Source organism: Mesoterricola sp. MK458 (assembly GCF_055384935.1).
On record NZ_AP045075.1, the window covers coordinates 2,170,267 to 2,184,679 of the forward strand.

The window sequence follows — 14,413 nt, forward strand, 5'->3', positions numbered from 1 at the left end:
TCAACTTCATGGAGCATTTCTTGCGAGAGAGGCTCAACTTCAGTTAGTTTGGAAGGAGCCACCCCGGCCCCGCGGCCCCGCGGGGCCTTGCCGTATCCGGGCCGCCCAACATTCGGGAGCCTTCCTTCCCGGTCTCCCGTATAGAATGCTCCCCTACAGCCACCTGCGAGGAATTCATGACCAACACGGCGAAACTGGAACTGGACGGCAAGGTGATCGACCTTCCGATCATCGACGGGACCGAAGCTGAACGGGCCCTCGACATCCGGGATCTCCGCGCGAAGACGGGCTACATCACCTACGATGAGTCCTACGGGAACACCGGCAGCTGCCAGAGCCGGATCACCTTCATCGACGGCGAGAAGGGCATCCTCCGCTACCGGGGCATCCCCATCGAGGAACTGGCCGAGGGCTCCACCTTCGTGCAGGCCGCCTACCTGATCATCTTCGGCAAGCTTCCCACCGAGACCGAGCGCCTGCGCTTCTCGGGCCTCCTCACGAAGTACCAGATGATCCACGAGGACATGAAGTTCCACTTCGAGGGCTTCCCCTCCTCGGCCCATCCCATGGCCATCCTGTCGGCCATGATCAACGCCGCCGGCTGCTTCCTGCCCGAGCTCAACACCGACTACGACGCCGAGCGCTTCGAGATCCAGGCCGCCCACCTCCTCTCGCAGGTGCGCACCCTGGCCGCCTACGCCTTCCGCAAGTCCCGGGGCCTGCCTTCCATCTACCCCAAGAAGAAGTACATGTTCACGGAGAACTTCCTGCACATGATGTTCTCCGAGCCCGACGAGGACTACGAGCTGGATCCCGCCGTGGTGGACGCCCTGGACCTCATCTTCCTCCTGCACGCCGACCACGAGCAGAACTGCTCCACCGCCACGGTGCGCATGGTGGCCTCCAGCAAGGCCAACCTGTTCGCCTCGGCCTCCGCGGGCGTCTGCGCCCTGTGGGGCCCCCTGCACGGCGGAGCCAACCAGGCCGTCATCGAGATGCTCAAGGAGATCCGCGCCGACAAGGACGACGGGACGCTCTTCCTGGACAAGGTCAAGCACAAGAACCACGGCGCCAAGCTCATGGGCTTCGGCCACCGGGTCTACAAGAACTACGACCCCCGGGCCCGCATCATCAAGCGCAAGTGCGACGAGCTCCTCTCCAAGATGGGCATCAGCGACCCCCTGCTGGACATCGCCAAGAAGCTGGAGGAGACCGCGCTCAACGACCCCTACTTCATCGAGCGCCGCCTCTACCCCAACGTGGACTTCTACAGCGGCATCATCATGCGCGCCATCGGCATCCCCACCGAGATGTTCACCGTCATCTTCGCCATCGGGCGAATGCCGGGGTGGATCGCCAACTACCGGGAAGTGGCCGAGGCCGGCGACAGCCGCATCTACCGCCCCCGGCAGATCTACCAGGGGCCCACGCTGAACCACTACGTGCCGCTGTTCGAAAGGTAGGAGTGGCGTAACCGTTCAACCGCGTTCCAACGATCGTGTCGGAAGATCGCTTTCCCCCGTGGGACGGAGGAAAGCTGACGGACGCGTCCAGGGGCGGGTGGGGACGTCAGGACCCGGCTGAACGGGTAGAGATTAATCATCAATAGTGCTTTGTCGAGGCCTCGTTGAGACGGGAACGCAATCAGTTCTGGTCACTTCCCGGCCAATCGGTATAGTGTCTGTACCTTCCCGGAGGCACAGGCCATTTCCCCGCACCGGTGCCCGGTTTTCCCAACCCGAACCAACCCATTCCGAGGGATCCCGTGGATTTCACCCTGCCCGAGCACGTCGAGGCCCTCCGCGAGGAGGTGCGCAGGTTCGCCCAGAACGAGATCCGCCCCCACGTCATGACCTGGGACGAGGAGCGGATCTTCCCCGCGGAGGTCATGGCCCACCTGGGCGAGATGGGGATGCTGGGCGTGTTCTTCCCCGAGGAGTTCGACGGGGCGGGCATGGGCTACCTGGAATACGCGGTGGTCGTGGAGGAGCTGTCCCGGGTGGACGGCAGCGTGGGGCTCAGCGTGGCCGCCCACAACAGCCTGTGCTCCAACCACATCTACACCCAGGGCACGCCGGACCAGCTGGAGCGGTACCTCAAGCCTCTGGCCTCGGGCCGGATGCTGGGAGCCTGGGCCCTCACCGAGGCCGAGGCCGGCAGCGACGCGGGGGCCCTGCGCACCACGGCGCGCAGGGAGGGTGACCACTGGGTGCTGAACGGCTCCAAGAACTTCGCCACCCACGGCACCGTGGGCGGGGTCTGCGTGGTCATGGCCCGCACCCGGGGCGGGGCGGGCGCGGAGGGCATCAGCGCCTTCATCGTGGAGAAGGACACGCCGGGTTTCCGGGCCGGCAAGCAGGAAAACAAGCTGGGCATGCGCGCCAGCGACACCTCCGAGCTCATCCTGGAGGAGGTGAAGGTGCCCGCGGCCAACCTCCTGGGAGAGGAGGGCGTGGGTTTCAAGCAGGCCATGAAGACCTTGGACGGCGGCCGCATCGGCATCGCCGCCCTGGCCCTGGGCATGGCCCAGGGGGCCTTCGAGGCCTCGGTGAAGTACGCCTCCATCCGCAGGACCTTCGGCAAGTTCCTCGCCGAGCACCAGGCCATCCAGCACAAGCTCGCCGACATGCAGGTGGGCATCGAGGCGGCGCGGCTCCTGGTGTACAAGGCGGCCACCCTCAAGGACCAGGGCCTGCCCTACGCCAAGGCCGCGGCCATGGCCAAGCTCCATGCCTCGGAGGTGGCCTGCCGGGTGGCGGAGGAGGCCGTGCAGATCCACGGCGGCTACGGCTACATCAAGGACTACCCGGTGGAGAAGTTCTACCGGGACGTCAAGCTGTGCACCATCGGGGAAGGCACCAGCGAGATCCAGCGCATGGTCATCGCCCGCCACGTCCTCAAGGAGTATTGAGGGTGACGCTCATCCAAAGCCACCTCAAGCCCGCCTCCGAAGCCTTCCGCCGGAACCACGCGCACAACCTCGCGCTGTGCGAGGAGCTCCGCCGGGAGAAGGAGCGGCTCCGCCGGGGCGGGGACGAGAAGGCCCGGGCCCGCCACGCCGCCCAGGGCAAGCTCTTCGTGCGGGACCGCATCGCCCTCCTGTGCGACGCGGCCACGCCCTTCCTGGAGGTCGGGCTGTTCGCGGCCTCGGGTGTCTACGACGACCCGGTACCGGCGGCGGGCCTGGTGACGGGGGTGGGCATGGTCCAGGGCCGCCCCTGCATGATCGTCGCCAACGACGCCACGGTGAAGGGGGGCACCTACTACCCCCTGACGGTGAAAAAGCACCTGCGGGCCCAGGAGATCGCCCTGGAGAACCGCCTGCCCTGCCTCTACCTGGTGGACAGCGGCGGGGCCTTCCTGCCGTTGCAGGCGGAAGTCTTCCCGGACCGGGACCACTTCGGGCGGATCTTCTACAACCAGGCCATGCTCTCCGCCGCGGGCATCCCCCAGATCTCGGCGGTCATGGGGAGCTGCACCGCGGGCGGGGCCTACGTGCCCGCCATGAGCGACCAGACCGTCATCGTCGACGGCACGGGCACCATCTTCCTGGGCGGCCCGCCCCTGGTGAAGGCCGCCACGGGGGAGGACGTCCCCGCGGAATACCTGGGCGGCGCGCGGGTGCACACCGAGCTTTCCGGCGTGGCGGACCACTTCGCCGCCAACGACGAGCAGGCCATCGGGATCCTCCGGGAGCTGGTGGGGCACCTGGGGCCCGCCCCCGCGGCCCAGGCGGCCCTGCGCAGCCCCGAGCCCCCCGCCTACGACCCCCTCGAGATCCTGGGCGCGTGGCCGCGGGACCTCCGGCGGCGCAGCGACGTGCGGGAGGTGATCGCGCGGGTGGTGGACGGCAGCCGGCTCTTCGAATTCAAGGAGCGCTACGCCACGACCCTGGTGACGGGCTTCGCCCACGTGGAGGGCATGCCCTGCGGCCTGGTGGCCAACAACGGCGTGCTCTTCGGGGAGAGCGCCCTCAAGGCCGCCCACTTCATCGAGCTGTGCACCTCCCAGAAAATCCCCCTGGTCTTCCTGCAGAACATCACTGGGTTCATGGTGGGCGCCCAGGTGGAGCGGGCCGGCATCGCCAAGGACGGCGCCAAGATGGTCCACGCCGTCGCCACCGCCCAGGTGCCCAAGATCACCCTCATCCTGGGCGGCAGCTTCGGCGCGGGGAACTACGGCATGTGCGGACGCGCCTACGGTCCGCGCTTCCTCTGGACCTGGCCCACCTCCCGCATCTCCGTCATGGGCGGGGAACAGGCCGCCCAGGTGCTCACCACCGTCAAGCGCGACCAGCTCGAGCGCGAGGGACGCACCCTGGACGAGGCCGGCGCCGAGGCCATCGCCGGTCCCATCCGGGAAAAGTACGAGCGGGAGGGACACCCCACCTACGCTTCCGCCCGCCTCTGGGACGACGGCGTCATGGACATGCGCGACACCCGGGGCTGGCTCGCGGCGACCCTGGCCACCACCCTCTGCGCCCCGGTTCCCGACACCCGCCTGGGCGTGCTGCGAATGTGAGGAAGCCATGACCGAAAGGAAGATTGTCCGCATCGCCAACGCCGGCGGCTACTGGGGGGACGACCCCTGGGCCCTGCGGCGCCAGGTGCGGGGCGCCCTGGAGCTCCACTACATCTCCATCGACTACCTCGCCGAAGTGACCATGAGCATCCTGCGCAAGCAGATGTCCCGGGACCCCGCCCTGGGCTACGCCCGGGACTTCATCACCCAGATCGATCCGCTCCTGGAGGAGATCCTGGCCAAGGGCATCCGGATCATCACCAACGCCGGAGGGGTCAATCCCTCGGGCTGCGCCGAGGCCCTGGCCGCGGCGGCCCGGGCCCGGGGGCTCAGCCTGCGCATCGCGGTGGTGGACGGCGACGACATCGCGCCCCGCATTCCCGGGCTCCTGGCCTCGGGGGTGGAGCTGCGGCACATGGAGACCGGCCAGCCCCTGGCCCCGGTGGCGGACCGGATCCTGGCCGCCAACGCCTACTTCGGCGCCATGCCCGTGGCCGCGGCCCTGGCCCGGGACCCCCACGTGGTCATCTGCGGCCGGGTCACCGACACCGGCATCACCCTGGCTCCCCTCATCCACGAGTTCGGCTGGGGGCCGGGGGACTACGACCACCTGGCCAGCGGCATCATCGCCGGGCACATCATCGAGTGCGGCGCCCAGGCCACAGGCGGCAACTTCACCGACTGGAGGAAGGTCCCCTCCTTCGTCGACATCGGGTACCCCATCGTGGAGTGCCGCCGGGACGGCACCTTCACCGTGACCAAGCACCCCGGCACCGGCGGCCTCGTCACGTGCCAGACCGTGCGCGAGCAGCTCCTCTACGAGATGGGGCACCCCCGCACCTACCTCACCCCGGACGTGGTGGCCGACTTCTCCACGGTGGACCTGCGCGAGGACGGGCCCGACCGGGTCCGGGTCGAGCGCGTCCAGGGCCGGCCCCCCACGGACCTGCTGAAGGTCAGCATCGCCTATGCCGACGGCTGGAAGTCGCAAGGCTCCCTCATCGTCTCCGGGCCCGACGCCCGCGCCAAGGCGGAGGTCCTGGCCTCGACGTTCTGGAAGCGGTGCGAGGCCGAAGGGCCCCTGGCCGCCACCTGCACGGAGTTCGTGGGCGACGATTCCACCCACCGGGCCCTCACGCCCCGCCACCGGCCCCAGGAGATCCTCCTGCGCCTCTCGGCCCGGGCCGCCGCCGCCGCCGACCTGCAGGCCTTCCGCAAGCTCCTGCCCGCCATGATCCTGTCGGGCCCGCCCGGGGTGGCGGTGACCGGCGGGGCCCCGGCCCTTTCCGAGGTCGTCAGCTACTGGCCGGCCCTGGTGCCACGGGGCCTCGTGCTCGGCCAGGCGCGGCTCCTGGAGGACGGCAGGGTCACCTGGGACTCGGGCCCCCTGGCCTGGCCCGAGAGCGAAGGGGCCGGGACCACCCCCTTCGACGCCACCGACCCCTGGACCCTGGCCCCCGGCGCCGGCGCCCAGGTGCGGGTGCCCCTCATGCGCATCGCCCACGCCCGGAGCGGCGACAAGGGCGACACCGCCAACATCGGCCTCATCGGCCGCTCCGGGCCCTGCTACGCCTGGCTCCGGGACCACGTCACGGCCGAAAGGGTGCGGGACTGGTTCGGGAGCCACTGCCGCGGGCGGGTGGAGCGTCACCCGGTCCCCCGGCTCTGGGCCCTCAATTTCCTGCTGGAGGAGACCCTGGGGGGCGGCGGCACCGTGAGCCTCCACCAGGACGCCCAGGGCAAGACCCTCGCCCAGGCCCTGCTCCGGTGCGAGGTGGAGGTGCCGGCGGCGCTCCTGGCCACCATCGCCCCCGAGAACCGCCCCTGCCCCGGCGAGCTCGTGCCGGAAGGGAGCCGCACGTGACGCCGCTCGCCGCGTTCCCCAGGGAGGGCGACGCCTTCCTGGGCCGCACCCTGCGGGTTGAGGCCCTGGCCCACGGGGTCAAGCGCCTGGTGCTCACCCGGCCCCAGGTGTGCAACGCCTTCGACGCGTCCATGATCCGGGAGCTGTCCCTGGCCATGGCGGAGCTGGCCGCCATCCAGGACCCGGCGCGCATGCGGCTCCTGCTGGTGGAGGGCGAGGGGTCCGTGTTCTGTTCCGGGGCCGACCTGGCCTACATGAAGGAACAGGGCGCCGCGGTCCAGGAGCAGAACCTGGAGAACGCCCGGGAACTGGGCCGCATGTTCACGCGCCTCGCCTCCTTTCCCGCGCCGGTGGTGTGCTGCGTGCGGGGTGCCGCCATCGGCGGGGGCCTGGGCCTGACGGTGTGCAGCGACTTCGTGCTGGCCGAGCCTTCGGCGCTCTTCGCCACCTCCGAGGTGATGCTGGGCCTGGTGCCGTCGGTGATCGGGCCCTTCGTGGTGCGCAAGCTGGGCCTGGCCGCCGCCGGCCCCCTCATGCTCACCGGGCGCCGGGTCCACGGCGCCGAGGCCCTGGAGGCGGGCCTGGTCCAGCGCCTCATCGACCCCTCCGAAACCCACGAGGAGGCCTTGACCCGCGTCCTCCGGGAGTTCCTGGCCGCCGGGCCCCGGGCGGCCCGGTCCACGAAGGAACTGCTGCGCCGCATCGCGCCGCTGCCGGATCCCGAGCTCTTCGAATTCACCGCCCACACCATCGCCGCCGCGCGCATGTCCGCGGAGGGGCAGGAGGGCCTCCAGGCCTACTTCCGCAAGACCCCGCCCCCCTGGAGGCCCTGATGCGCCGCCTGGTCATCGCCAACCGGGGTGAGATCGCCCGCCGCATCCTCCGGGCGGGCCGCGCCCGGGGCTGGGAGGTGGCGGTGGTGTCCACCTCCGGCGACGCGGGCAGCCCCGTGCGCCGGGAGGCGGACGCGGTGCTCGAGGTGGAGGGGTTCCTGGACGGCGCCGCCATCGTGGAGGCCGCCCTGGGCTGGGGCGCCCACCTGCTGCACCCGGGCTACGGCTACCTCTCGGAGAACGCCGCCTTCGCCCGGGCCGTGGAGAAGGCCGGGATCCGGTTCGTGGGCCCCACCCCGGAAAACATGGTCGCCCTGGGCGGCAAGGAGTCCGCCAAGGCCGTGGCCAGGGCCTGCGGGGTCCCGGTGCTGGAGGCCCTCCTTTCGCAGGAGCTGGCGGCCCTGCCCGCCCCGGCGTGGCCGGAGGCCCTGGCCGGGCGGGGCATCCTCCCCCCCTACCTCGTCAAGGCCAGCGGCGGCGGCGGCGGGCGCGGCATGCGGGTGGTGGAGGCCGCCGCGGACCTCCCCGACGCCGTCGAACGGGCCTCCCGGGAGGCCCTGGCCAGCTTCGGGGACGGCACCGTGTTCGTGGAACGCCTCCTGCGGTCCCCCCGGCACCTGGAGGCCCAGGTGTTCGGGGACGGCCATGGCGGCGGCGTCTTCCTGGGGGAGCGCGAATGCTCCCTGCAGCGCCGCCACCAGAAGGTGCTGGAGGAGGCCCCCAGCCCCGCGGCGGACCCCGCGCTGCGGGAGGCCCTTGGCCGGGCCGCCCTGGCCCTGGTGCGCCGCACCGCCTACCGGGGCGCGGGCACCGTGGAGTTCCTGCTGGACGGGGAGGGCGCCTTCCATTTCCTCGAGATGAACACCCGGCTCCAGGTGGAGCACCCCGTGACCGAGCTGGCCTACGGGGTGGACCTGGTCCTGGCGCAGCTGGATCTGGCCGAGGGCGCCTGGCCCGCGTCCCTGGGCGACCCCGCCGTCTTCGCCCTGCCCGAGCCCCGGGGCGTGGCCCTGGAGGCCCGGGTGCTGGCGGAGGACCCCCGCAACGGGTTCCTGCCCACCCCCGGCCCCCTGAAGGTCTACGTGGAACCCGCGGGCCCCGGCGTCCGCGTGGATTCCGGCGTGGCCCAGGGCGGGTTCGTCAACGCGGGGTTCGATTCCATGATCGCCAAGCTCGTGGTGTGGGGCCCGGACCGGGCCGCCGCGGTGGCGCGCCTGGCGGAGGCCCTGGAGGACTTCACCGTCCTGGGCTGCACCACCAACCTCCCCTTCCTGCAGGCCGTGGCCCGCTCCGAGGACTACCTCGCCGGCCGGGAGGCCACGGACTGGATCCAGGGGAACCTGGAGCGCCTCAACGCCCCCCTCATGCCCGCGCCCTGGCTCGCGTTCTTCCGTTCCCCGGCCTTCCGGGAGGCCCTGGCCATGGCCTTCCGCGGCGCCGGTGCCCCCGGCCCTGGCCCCGCCGGGCGGTTCAAGGCCCAGGCCGGCAACCCGGAACTCCGCACGGGCAGCGCCCTGGAGAAGGACATCTTCCACCTGGAGGGCGGCCCGGACCTGTTCACCCTGCGCGGGCCCATCCTGCGCCGGCTGCTGGACGCCCCCGCCCGCCCCGGGGAGCGGGGTCCCGGCCTGGCCCGGGCCCTGGCCGCGGCGGGCGAGGCCGATCCCGCCCTGCCCCTGCGCGCCTGCCGCCTGGGGGGGGCCGCCATGGCGGTGGCCGTGTTCGGCGAAACCCTGCGCCTGGAGGACCCCTGCGCCGACCTGGCCCCCGGCCCCGAGCGGGCCGCGGACGGGGGCGAGGTGGCGGCCCCCATGGCCGGGAGGATCCTGGAATGCCTCGTGGCCAAGGGCGAGGCGGTGGAGCAGGGCCAGCTGATGTTCGTGCTGGAGTCCATGAAGATGCAGTTCGAGATCACCGCGCCCCGGGCGGGCACGGTGGCCGAGGTCTGCGTGGAGCCGGGGCAGGTGCTGCAGGGTCCGGGGACGGTGGCCGTCCTGGCGTGAGCCTCAGGCCAGCCGCAGGCCCAGGTATTCCCAGCACGCGTTCGCCACCAGGCGGAACCCCTCCCCCGACGGCACCAGCCGCTGGATCTGGAAGGGGCGCCGCCGGCCGTGCCATTCGGCCCCCACCGGGGTGAACGCCAGGCCCGCCTTTTCCGCCAGGCGAAGGGCCCTGGGCAGGTGGCTGGCGGAGGTGACCAGGGCCAGCCGCTGCCAGTGCCTGGCGTCCTGGAGCCTGCGGTAGGCGGCGATCTCCTGGCGCGTGTTCATGCAGGGCTCCGGCACCCGCACGATGGCGCTGTCGGGTATGCCCAGGGCGAGCCAGATGGCGCGGGTCTCCTCCCCCAGGTCGCGGGCCCCGGTCACCACGTCCAGGCCCGCGCCGCTGGCCACGAGCACCCGGGCCTGGCCCGCGTGCCAGAGGCGGGCGGCGGCGAGGACACGGTCCCCCGCTTCGCCCAGGATGGGCCGGCCCGAAGGATCCAGTTCGGTGCCGCCGCCCAGGACGAAGACGGCGTCAAAGGGTTCCCGGCTCCCGGCCTCCGGGGCGGGCACGGTGCGCTCCAGCCCCGCCATGAGCGCGGTCCCCACGTAGAAATTGCCGGCGAGGCCGTAGGCGAGCCAGATCCCCAGGGCGACGACGCCTGGGTACCACTGCCGGCGCCGCACCAGGAGGAACGCCAGGCCCAGGATGGCCACCCACACCAGTCCCGCGGGCATGGCGAGGAATCCCGCGGTCTTGGCCAGATTGAAAAGACTCATCTAGTATTCCCCCTTGTCCGTGCCGTGCTGCGGGGAATGGGGCCCCGCGGGCAGCCCCTGGTGGGGCGGGTCGAAGGCCTTGTGGTTGGCGCTGCGGGCCAGGGGCATGAAATCGGGCGCGGCCTTGGCGATGGAGGCGGTGACGGCCATGGAGACCAGGTCCGCCAGGGCGTTGCCGGTGGAATTGGAACTGGGGACGTAGGTCCAAGCCTGGTGGGCCTTCCAGAGTTCCTCCCCGGTCCTGCCGCTTTTCAGCACGTAATCGAATTCCACCTCGACGCTGGTGGCGAGCACCGCGTACTTCGCGTCCCACCGGTTGATGGTGACGTAGAGGATGGCGTCGGCCCCGAAGAGCTCGCCCAGCCTGCGGGGATCCGCCTGGTGGACCATGCCCGCGTCCCCCAGGCCGTCGTCCTCCATGAGCCGCTTGACCAGGTAGACCGGGAACACGTAGTAGCCGCGGTTGGCCAGGGGCACCGTGAGGGTCGAAAGGAAAAGGTCGGCCGCCGTCACGTCCACGCTGCGGTTGACCACGGGCACCACGAGGATGGAGGCGGGATCCTCCGCGCGGAGCTTCGCGTAGTCCTTGACGGGGGCGGCGGCGGGCGGAACGCATCCGGCGAGGAGGGCCAGGAGGGGCGGGACCAGGGCCAGGCGCCTCATGACGGATCCTTCGCGGGTTCGGCCGGGGGCGGCGCGCATGCGCGGAGCATGCGGTCCATGATCACGGTGGCTTCCGGCCACCGGGTCTTCTCCTTGGTGAAGAACTCGGCGGCCTCGGCCTTCCGGCCCGAAAGGAGGAGCACGTAGCCGTACTCCGCGTAGAGGCCCGGGGGCACGCGGGTCCCGTCGGGATTGCGTTCGATCGTCTTGCGCAGGGAGGCCCCGTAGGCCTCCAGGCCGCCGGGATTGCGCACGAGGCGGTGGAGGCTCTCCTCGTAGCCGCCCCAGTCGAAGCCGGGGCGGGTGGCGGGGGCGGCGCACCCCAGCGCGAACGCCAGGGCCAGGGACGCCCATGCCCTCATCGGACGTCCAGGGTCCGCTGCTCTCCGCCGCCCAGGAACACCTTCCGGGACATCAGCAGCGTCTCCCCGAGCCGGACCTCGAAAACATGGGTGCCGGGTTCCACCCGGAGCACGCCGGGATCGCCGGCATAGGCGGAGGCGCTGCCCACGGGCTTGCCGTCCACGAAGAGGACGGCCCCCTTGGGGGCGCCCTGCACGAGGATCGTGGGGCGGTCGTCCACGGCGCGGGTGACGGTGACCGGGTCGGCGCAGGCCAGGAGAAGCAGGGGCAGGGCCAGGACGGCGATTCTCATTTGCGGGTCTCCTTGGCGTCGGTGACGTACAGGGTGCCGGAGGCCGGGATGGACCCGTCCACCACGTCGCAGACGGCGCCCTCGTTGGCCTCGGAATCCCCGAACAGGGACACCACCTTCAGGCCCGCCACCCGGGTGCCGGGCAGGGTGATCTCGAACCCGGTCTGCTGGCTCTTGACCTTGGGTCCCTGCAGCATGACGGACAGCGCGTCGCCCACCTTGAGCCCCTGGCGCTCGCCGCCCGAGACGAAGGCGCGGGTGCCTTCCACCTTCAGGATGTCGCTGGTCCAGGGGCGCTCCCCGAGGGTCCGCACGAGGGTGTTCATCAGGTCCGACACCGCCGCGCCGATGGCGCGGTCGTTGAGCGTGGCGTCGTAGTCGGCCCGGCTTCCGTAGCCGGCGATGCTGCCGGTCTCGGTGTTGGCCTCCCCGGTGCCCGTGGCGGTGAAGAAGGCCTGGCCGGTGCGCACGTCCAGGAGCCGGGCCTCCACCTTGGCCCGGGCCACCTGGTTCCGGGTGGCGCTGAGGAAGCCCACCTTGCCCGAGTCGCTGCGCCCGAACTCCGTGACGGCCCCCACCAGGAGGGTGTCCACGCCCACCAGGTTCTCCTGGCCGGAAAGGTGCTGCTCCTTGCGGACCTTCTGCAGGTCGGGGCGCTCGAAGACCAGGAACTGGCCCGAGGCGATGAGCCGGTTGGTCACCATGTCCGAAGCCTGCTTGCCCAGGGGATCGTCGTTCTGGTCCACCAGGAGGGATTTCCCGTACCGGGTCTCGTTGGTGAAGCGCGCCACGGCGATCTTCCGGCGCAGCACCTTGCCCGCCGGGGGCACCGCGGCCACCGGTCCGGACGCGGGCGCCTGCGCGGGCTCGTACTTCGGCGTGGAGACCGTCGCGCAGCCCGCGAGGAGCAGGAGCGCGGCCAGGGACGTCAGGGTCTTCATGGGGTTCACCTCTCGGAGGATCCGTGTGCAAGGAATCGCAGTTGCCGGCCAGGGGATCCCCCAAGGAATGCCCCCCGCCGCCCAAAGGTTCCGATGGGTCCGGCTGCCGGGGATGGGGTCGTCCTTGCGGGTCGGGTGGGACATGGCGGGCCTGCGGGTGCGATGATCTGAGCATGGGGCAGGTCCGCCCCAGGGTCAACCGGATCAAGGGGAATCCCATGAAAATGGAAACACTGACGCTTCCAGGTGTTGATTTTCCCCTGGCGGCCGCGCTCACCCCCGCCGCGGCCCCCGGCCACGTGGTGGTGCTCGTGCATGGCTTCAAGGGTTTCATGGACTGGGGGTGCTGGCCCTGGGTGGCCGGGCGCTGCGCGGAGGCCGGCGTGTCCTGCCTCAGGTTCAACTTCAGCCACAACGGCATCGGCGCGGACCCGCAGGCCTTCACCGAACTGGAGCGCTTCCAGGCCAACACCTTCACCCGGGAGGTGGAGGAGCTGCGCGCGGTGGTCCGGGCCGCCAAGGCCCTCCCCGGCGCCGGGCGCGTGTCGCTCCTGGGCCACAGCCGGGGCGGCGCCATCGCCCTGCTGGCCTCCGAGGGCGTCTCCAGCGTGGTCACCTGGGCCTCCCTGGCCGGCCTGGAGGACCTCCACGGCTTCCGGGGCCAGGAGGAGGCCTGGCGCCGGAACGGCTTCGTGGAGGCGCGCAACGCCCGCACCGGGCAGGCCATGCGCCTGGGCGCGGCCCTCCTGGAGGACTGGGAGGCCCACCGGAAGGACCTGGACGTGGAGGCCGCCCTGGCGCGCTTCGTGGCCGGGGGCGGCAGGGCCACCGCCATCCACGGCAGCGCCGATCCCGCCGTGCCCCTGGCCCACGCCCGGCGCCTGGAGAAGGCCGGGGCGCGCCTGGTGGTGGTGGAGGGCGGCGACCACACCTTCGGCTCCACCCACCCCTTCCCGGCCGAACCGCCCGCGGCGCTTCGCCGGGCGATGGAGGCGACCCTGGCGGCGCTTTGAAGGGCCCCTGTGCGCGGACGCGGGTCAGTCGTTCACGTAGGCCACGGCCGGATAGCTGACGAAGTGGTAGAGGTTGGCGGGGGCCGTCGCTCCCATGCCCAGGGCCTTCACGGGCAGTTCGGGCACGTCCACGGAGGCGCCGAAGGCGATGGGCATGCCCGTCGGGGCCGCCAGGCCCAGGGCGCGGGAGGCGGCCTCCAGGGCCATCAGGCCGAAGGGGACCGAGAAGCGCCCGCACCAGGGCATGCGGTAGGTGTCGGGCCGGGCCGGGTCCACCATCGCCTCGAAGACGTCCCGCGCCTTGGCTGCGTTCACGGGGCCCGCCAGGGGGCCCCGCAGGAGTTGGCGGTCGCGGTCCATGGCCTTCTGGAAGGGGACGACGCCGCCCTCGCCGTAGGGGGTGTAGCGGAAGTCGGCGCCGTAGTGGACGCCGTCCGAGGAGATGACCACGGCCACGTCCCGGCCCAGGGTCCAGCCCCGCCGGCCCATGGCCGCCGCCAGGGCCGAGCCGAAGCGCCCGGCCATGGCCTGGAGGCGCTCGAAGGAGGCCGAGGGAAGAATGACGGGAAGGATCTCCACGGCGGGGTCCTGGTGCTTGAGCCAGTAGGCGATGGCCTCCAGGGAATGCTCGCTGTCGGCCCAGGCGGCGTCGCGGACGGCGTCGCCCGGCGGCAACCCCGCCAGCACCTCGTCCCGCAGGGCCGACACCCGGATCTCCCCGTCGGGGGAACGCCAGGCGCGGTAGGGGTCGAAGGCCATCACGTCCCGGGCGCCGTACCGCCGGTACCCGTGGAAGACGCCCACCAGCACCACCGTGCGAGCCTTCACCAGGGGCAGGAGCTCCCGGTAGATGCGTCCCGCATACAGATAGTCGTCGTGCGGGCAGATGACCCCCGCCACCCCGGGCGCGGGCCTGGGACCCAGCCTTTCGGGCGCGGGCGGCGCCGCCGACAGGTCCCAGACCCGGGCCATCTGGTCGGCCCGGGACGCGAAGCCCACGGTGTCCTTCTGGCCGCGCAGGTCCCCGGCCGAGGGGATGCCCATGGCCCCGCGGGTCTCCTCCAGGGTGGGAGGCGCGGCCGGGGGCTTCGGGGCCCCCTGGGCGGAAAGGACCGCCGTCAGTCCGAAGGCCGCGCAATGGATCAGATAGGTTCGCATGAC

The 14,413-nt window shown here is 71.7% G+C and carries 13 protein-coding genes; 7 read left to right on the forward strand and 6 right to left on the reverse strand.

Annotated elements, in window-relative coordinates:
• The first annotated feature begins 176 nt into the window (after positions 1 to 176).
• From ACZ5LB_RS09560 to ACZ5LB_RS09585, 6 genes are all read left to right on the forward strand, one after another.
• Positions 177 to 1,463 (forward strand): citrate synthase, encoded by a 1,287-nt coding sequence (locus ACZ5LB_RS09560; protein ID WP_464605965.1) that lies wholly within the window; start codon positions 177 to 179, stop codon positions 1,461 to 1,463.
• A gap of 302 nt (positions 1,464 to 1,765) precedes the next feature.
• Positions 1,766 to 2,911 (forward strand): acyl-CoA dehydrogenase family protein, encoded by a 1,146-nt coding sequence (locus tag ACZ5LB_RS09565; RefSeq protein ID WP_464605966.1) that lies wholly within the window; start codon positions 1,766 to 1,768, stop codon positions 2,909 to 2,911.
• A 2-nt stretch (positions 2,912 to 2,913) separates the two neighbouring features.
• Complete coding sequence (locus tag ACZ5LB_RS09570; protein WP_464605967.1) at positions 2,914 to 4,521, forward strand: carboxyl transferase domain-containing protein; 1,608 nt, start codon at positions 2,914 to 2,916, stop codon at positions 4,519 to 4,521.
• A 7-nt stretch (positions 4,522 to 4,528) separates the two neighbouring features.
• Positions 4,529 to 6,385 carry an acyclic terpene utilization AtuA family protein gene (locus ACZ5LB_RS09575; RefSeq protein ID WP_464605968.1) on the forward strand — a complete coding sequence of 619 codons (1,857 nt, stop codon included), beginning with the start codon at positions 4,529 to 4,531 and terminating at the stop codon, positions 6,383 to 6,385.
• The gene (locus tag ACZ5LB_RS09580; RefSeq protein WP_464605969.1) at positions 6,382 to 7,218 is read left to right on the forward strand and encodes an enoyl-CoA hydratase-related protein; all 837 of its coding nucleotides are present in this window, start codon (positions 6,382 to 6,384) and stop codon (positions 7,216 to 7,218) included. The genes ACZ5LB_RS09575 and ACZ5LB_RS09580 overlap by 4 nt, the downstream gene beginning before the upstream one ends.
• On the forward strand, positions 7,218 to 9,221 hold the full coding sequence (locus tag ACZ5LB_RS09585) for an ATP-binding protein (protein ID WP_464605970.1): 2,004 nt from the start codon (positions 7,218 to 7,220) through the stop codon (positions 9,219 to 9,221). Before ACZ5LB_RS09580 ends, ACZ5LB_RS09585 begins: the two co-directional genes overlap by 1 nt.
• A gap of 3 nt (positions 9,222 to 9,224) precedes the next feature.
• On the opposite strand, the gene ACZ5LB_RS09590 is transcribed toward ACZ5LB_RS09585, so the two are convergent.
• The 5 genes from ACZ5LB_RS09590 to ACZ5LB_RS09610 are packed head-to-tail and all read right to left on the reverse strand — an operon-like array spanning position 9,225 to position 12,239.
• Positions 9,225 to 9,980: a YdcF family protein gene (locus ACZ5LB_RS09590; RefSeq protein ID WP_464605971.1), complete on the reverse strand. Its 756-nt coding sequence runs from the start codon at positions 9,978 to 9,980 to the stop codon at positions 9,225 to 9,227.
• Positions 9,981 to 10,643, reverse strand: a complete 663-nt coding sequence (locus ACZ5LB_RS09595) for a DUF799 domain-containing protein (protein ID WP_464605972.1) — start codon at positions 10,641 to 10,643, stop codon at positions 9,981 to 9,983.
• Entirely contained in the window at positions 10,640 to 11,005 is a 366-nt protein-coding gene (locus ACZ5LB_RS09600; protein ID WP_464605973.1) for a DUF4810 domain-containing protein, read from the reverse strand. The genes ACZ5LB_RS09595 and ACZ5LB_RS09600 overlap by 4 nt, the downstream gene beginning before the upstream one ends.
• A complete protein-coding gene (locus ACZ5LB_RS09605; protein WP_464605974.1) occupies positions 11,002 to 11,298 on the reverse strand; it encodes a hypothetical protein in 297 nt (98 codons plus the stop codon). The genes ACZ5LB_RS09600 and ACZ5LB_RS09605 overlap by 4 nt, the downstream gene beginning before the upstream one ends.
• Positions 11,295 to 12,239 (reverse strand): CsgG/HfaB family protein, encoded by a 945-nt coding sequence (locus ACZ5LB_RS09610; protein WP_464605975.1) that lies wholly within the window; start codon positions 12,237 to 12,239, stop codon positions 11,295 to 11,297. The genes ACZ5LB_RS09605 and ACZ5LB_RS09610 overlap by 4 nt, the downstream gene beginning before the upstream one ends.
• 218 nt (positions 12,240 to 12,457) lie before the next feature.
• On the opposite strand from ACZ5LB_RS09610, the gene ACZ5LB_RS09615 reads away from it, so the two are divergent.
• A complete protein-coding gene (locus ACZ5LB_RS09615; RefSeq protein WP_464605976.1) occupies positions 12,458 to 13,252 on the forward strand; it encodes an alpha/beta hydrolase family protein in 795 nt (264 codons plus the stop codon).
• Between the two features lie 24 nt (positions 13,253 to 13,276).
• Here the strand turns inward: ACZ5LB_RS09615 and amrB are convergent, their stop codons facing one another.
• Positions 13,277 to 14,410, reverse strand: coding sequence for an AmmeMemoRadiSam system protein B (gene amrB, locus ACZ5LB_RS09620; protein ID WP_464605977.1), 1,134 nt, complete (start codon positions 14,408 to 14,410; stop codon positions 13,277 to 13,279).
• Between the last annotated feature and the right edge of the window lie 3 nt (positions 14,411 to 14,413).

What these genes read in the sequence shown, in the direction of transcription:
- ACZ5LB_RS09590 (WP_464605971.1), bottom strand. Translation starts at nt 9,980, where the DNA reads ATGAGTCTTTTCAATCTGGCCAAGACCGCGGGATTCCTCGCCATGCCC.
- ACZ5LB_RS09585 (WP_464605970.1), top strand. Translation starts at nt 7,218, where the DNA reads ATGCGCCGCCTGGTCATCGCCAACCGGGGTGAGATCGCCCGCCGCATC.
- ACZ5LB_RS09560 (WP_464605965.1), top strand. Translation starts at nt 177, where the DNA reads ATGACCAACACGGCGAAACTGGAACTGGACGGCAAGGTGATCGACCTT.
- ACZ5LB_RS09605 (WP_464605974.1), bottom strand. Translation starts at nt 11,298, where the DNA reads ATGAGAATCGCCGTCCTGGCCCTGCCCCTGCTTCTCCTGGCCTGCGCC.
- ACZ5LB_RS09610 (WP_464605975.1), bottom strand. Translation starts at nt 12,239, where the DNA reads ATGAAGACCCTGACGTCCCTGGCCGCGCTCCTGCTCCTCGCGGGCTGC.
- ACZ5LB_RS09615 (WP_464605976.1), top strand. Translation starts at nt 12,458, where the DNA reads ATGAAAATGGAAACACTGACGCTTCCAGGTGTTGATTTTCCCCTGGCG.
- ACZ5LB_RS09595 (WP_464605972.1), bottom strand. Translation starts at nt 10,643, where the DNA reads ATGAGGCGCCTGGCCCTGGTCCCGCCCCTCCTGGCCCTCCTCGCCGGA.
- ACZ5LB_RS09600 (WP_464605973.1), bottom strand. Translation starts at nt 11,005, where the DNA reads ATGAGGGCATGGGCGTCCCTGGCCCTGGCGTTCGCGCTGGGGTGCGCC.
- ACZ5LB_RS09575 (WP_464605968.1), top strand. Translation starts at nt 4,529, where the DNA reads ATGACCGAAAGGAAGATTGTCCGCATCGCCAACGCCGGCGGCTACTGG.
- amrB (WP_464605977.1), bottom strand. Translation starts at nt 14,410, where the DNA reads ATGCGAACCTATCTGATCCATTGCGCGGCCTTCGGACTGACGGCGGTC.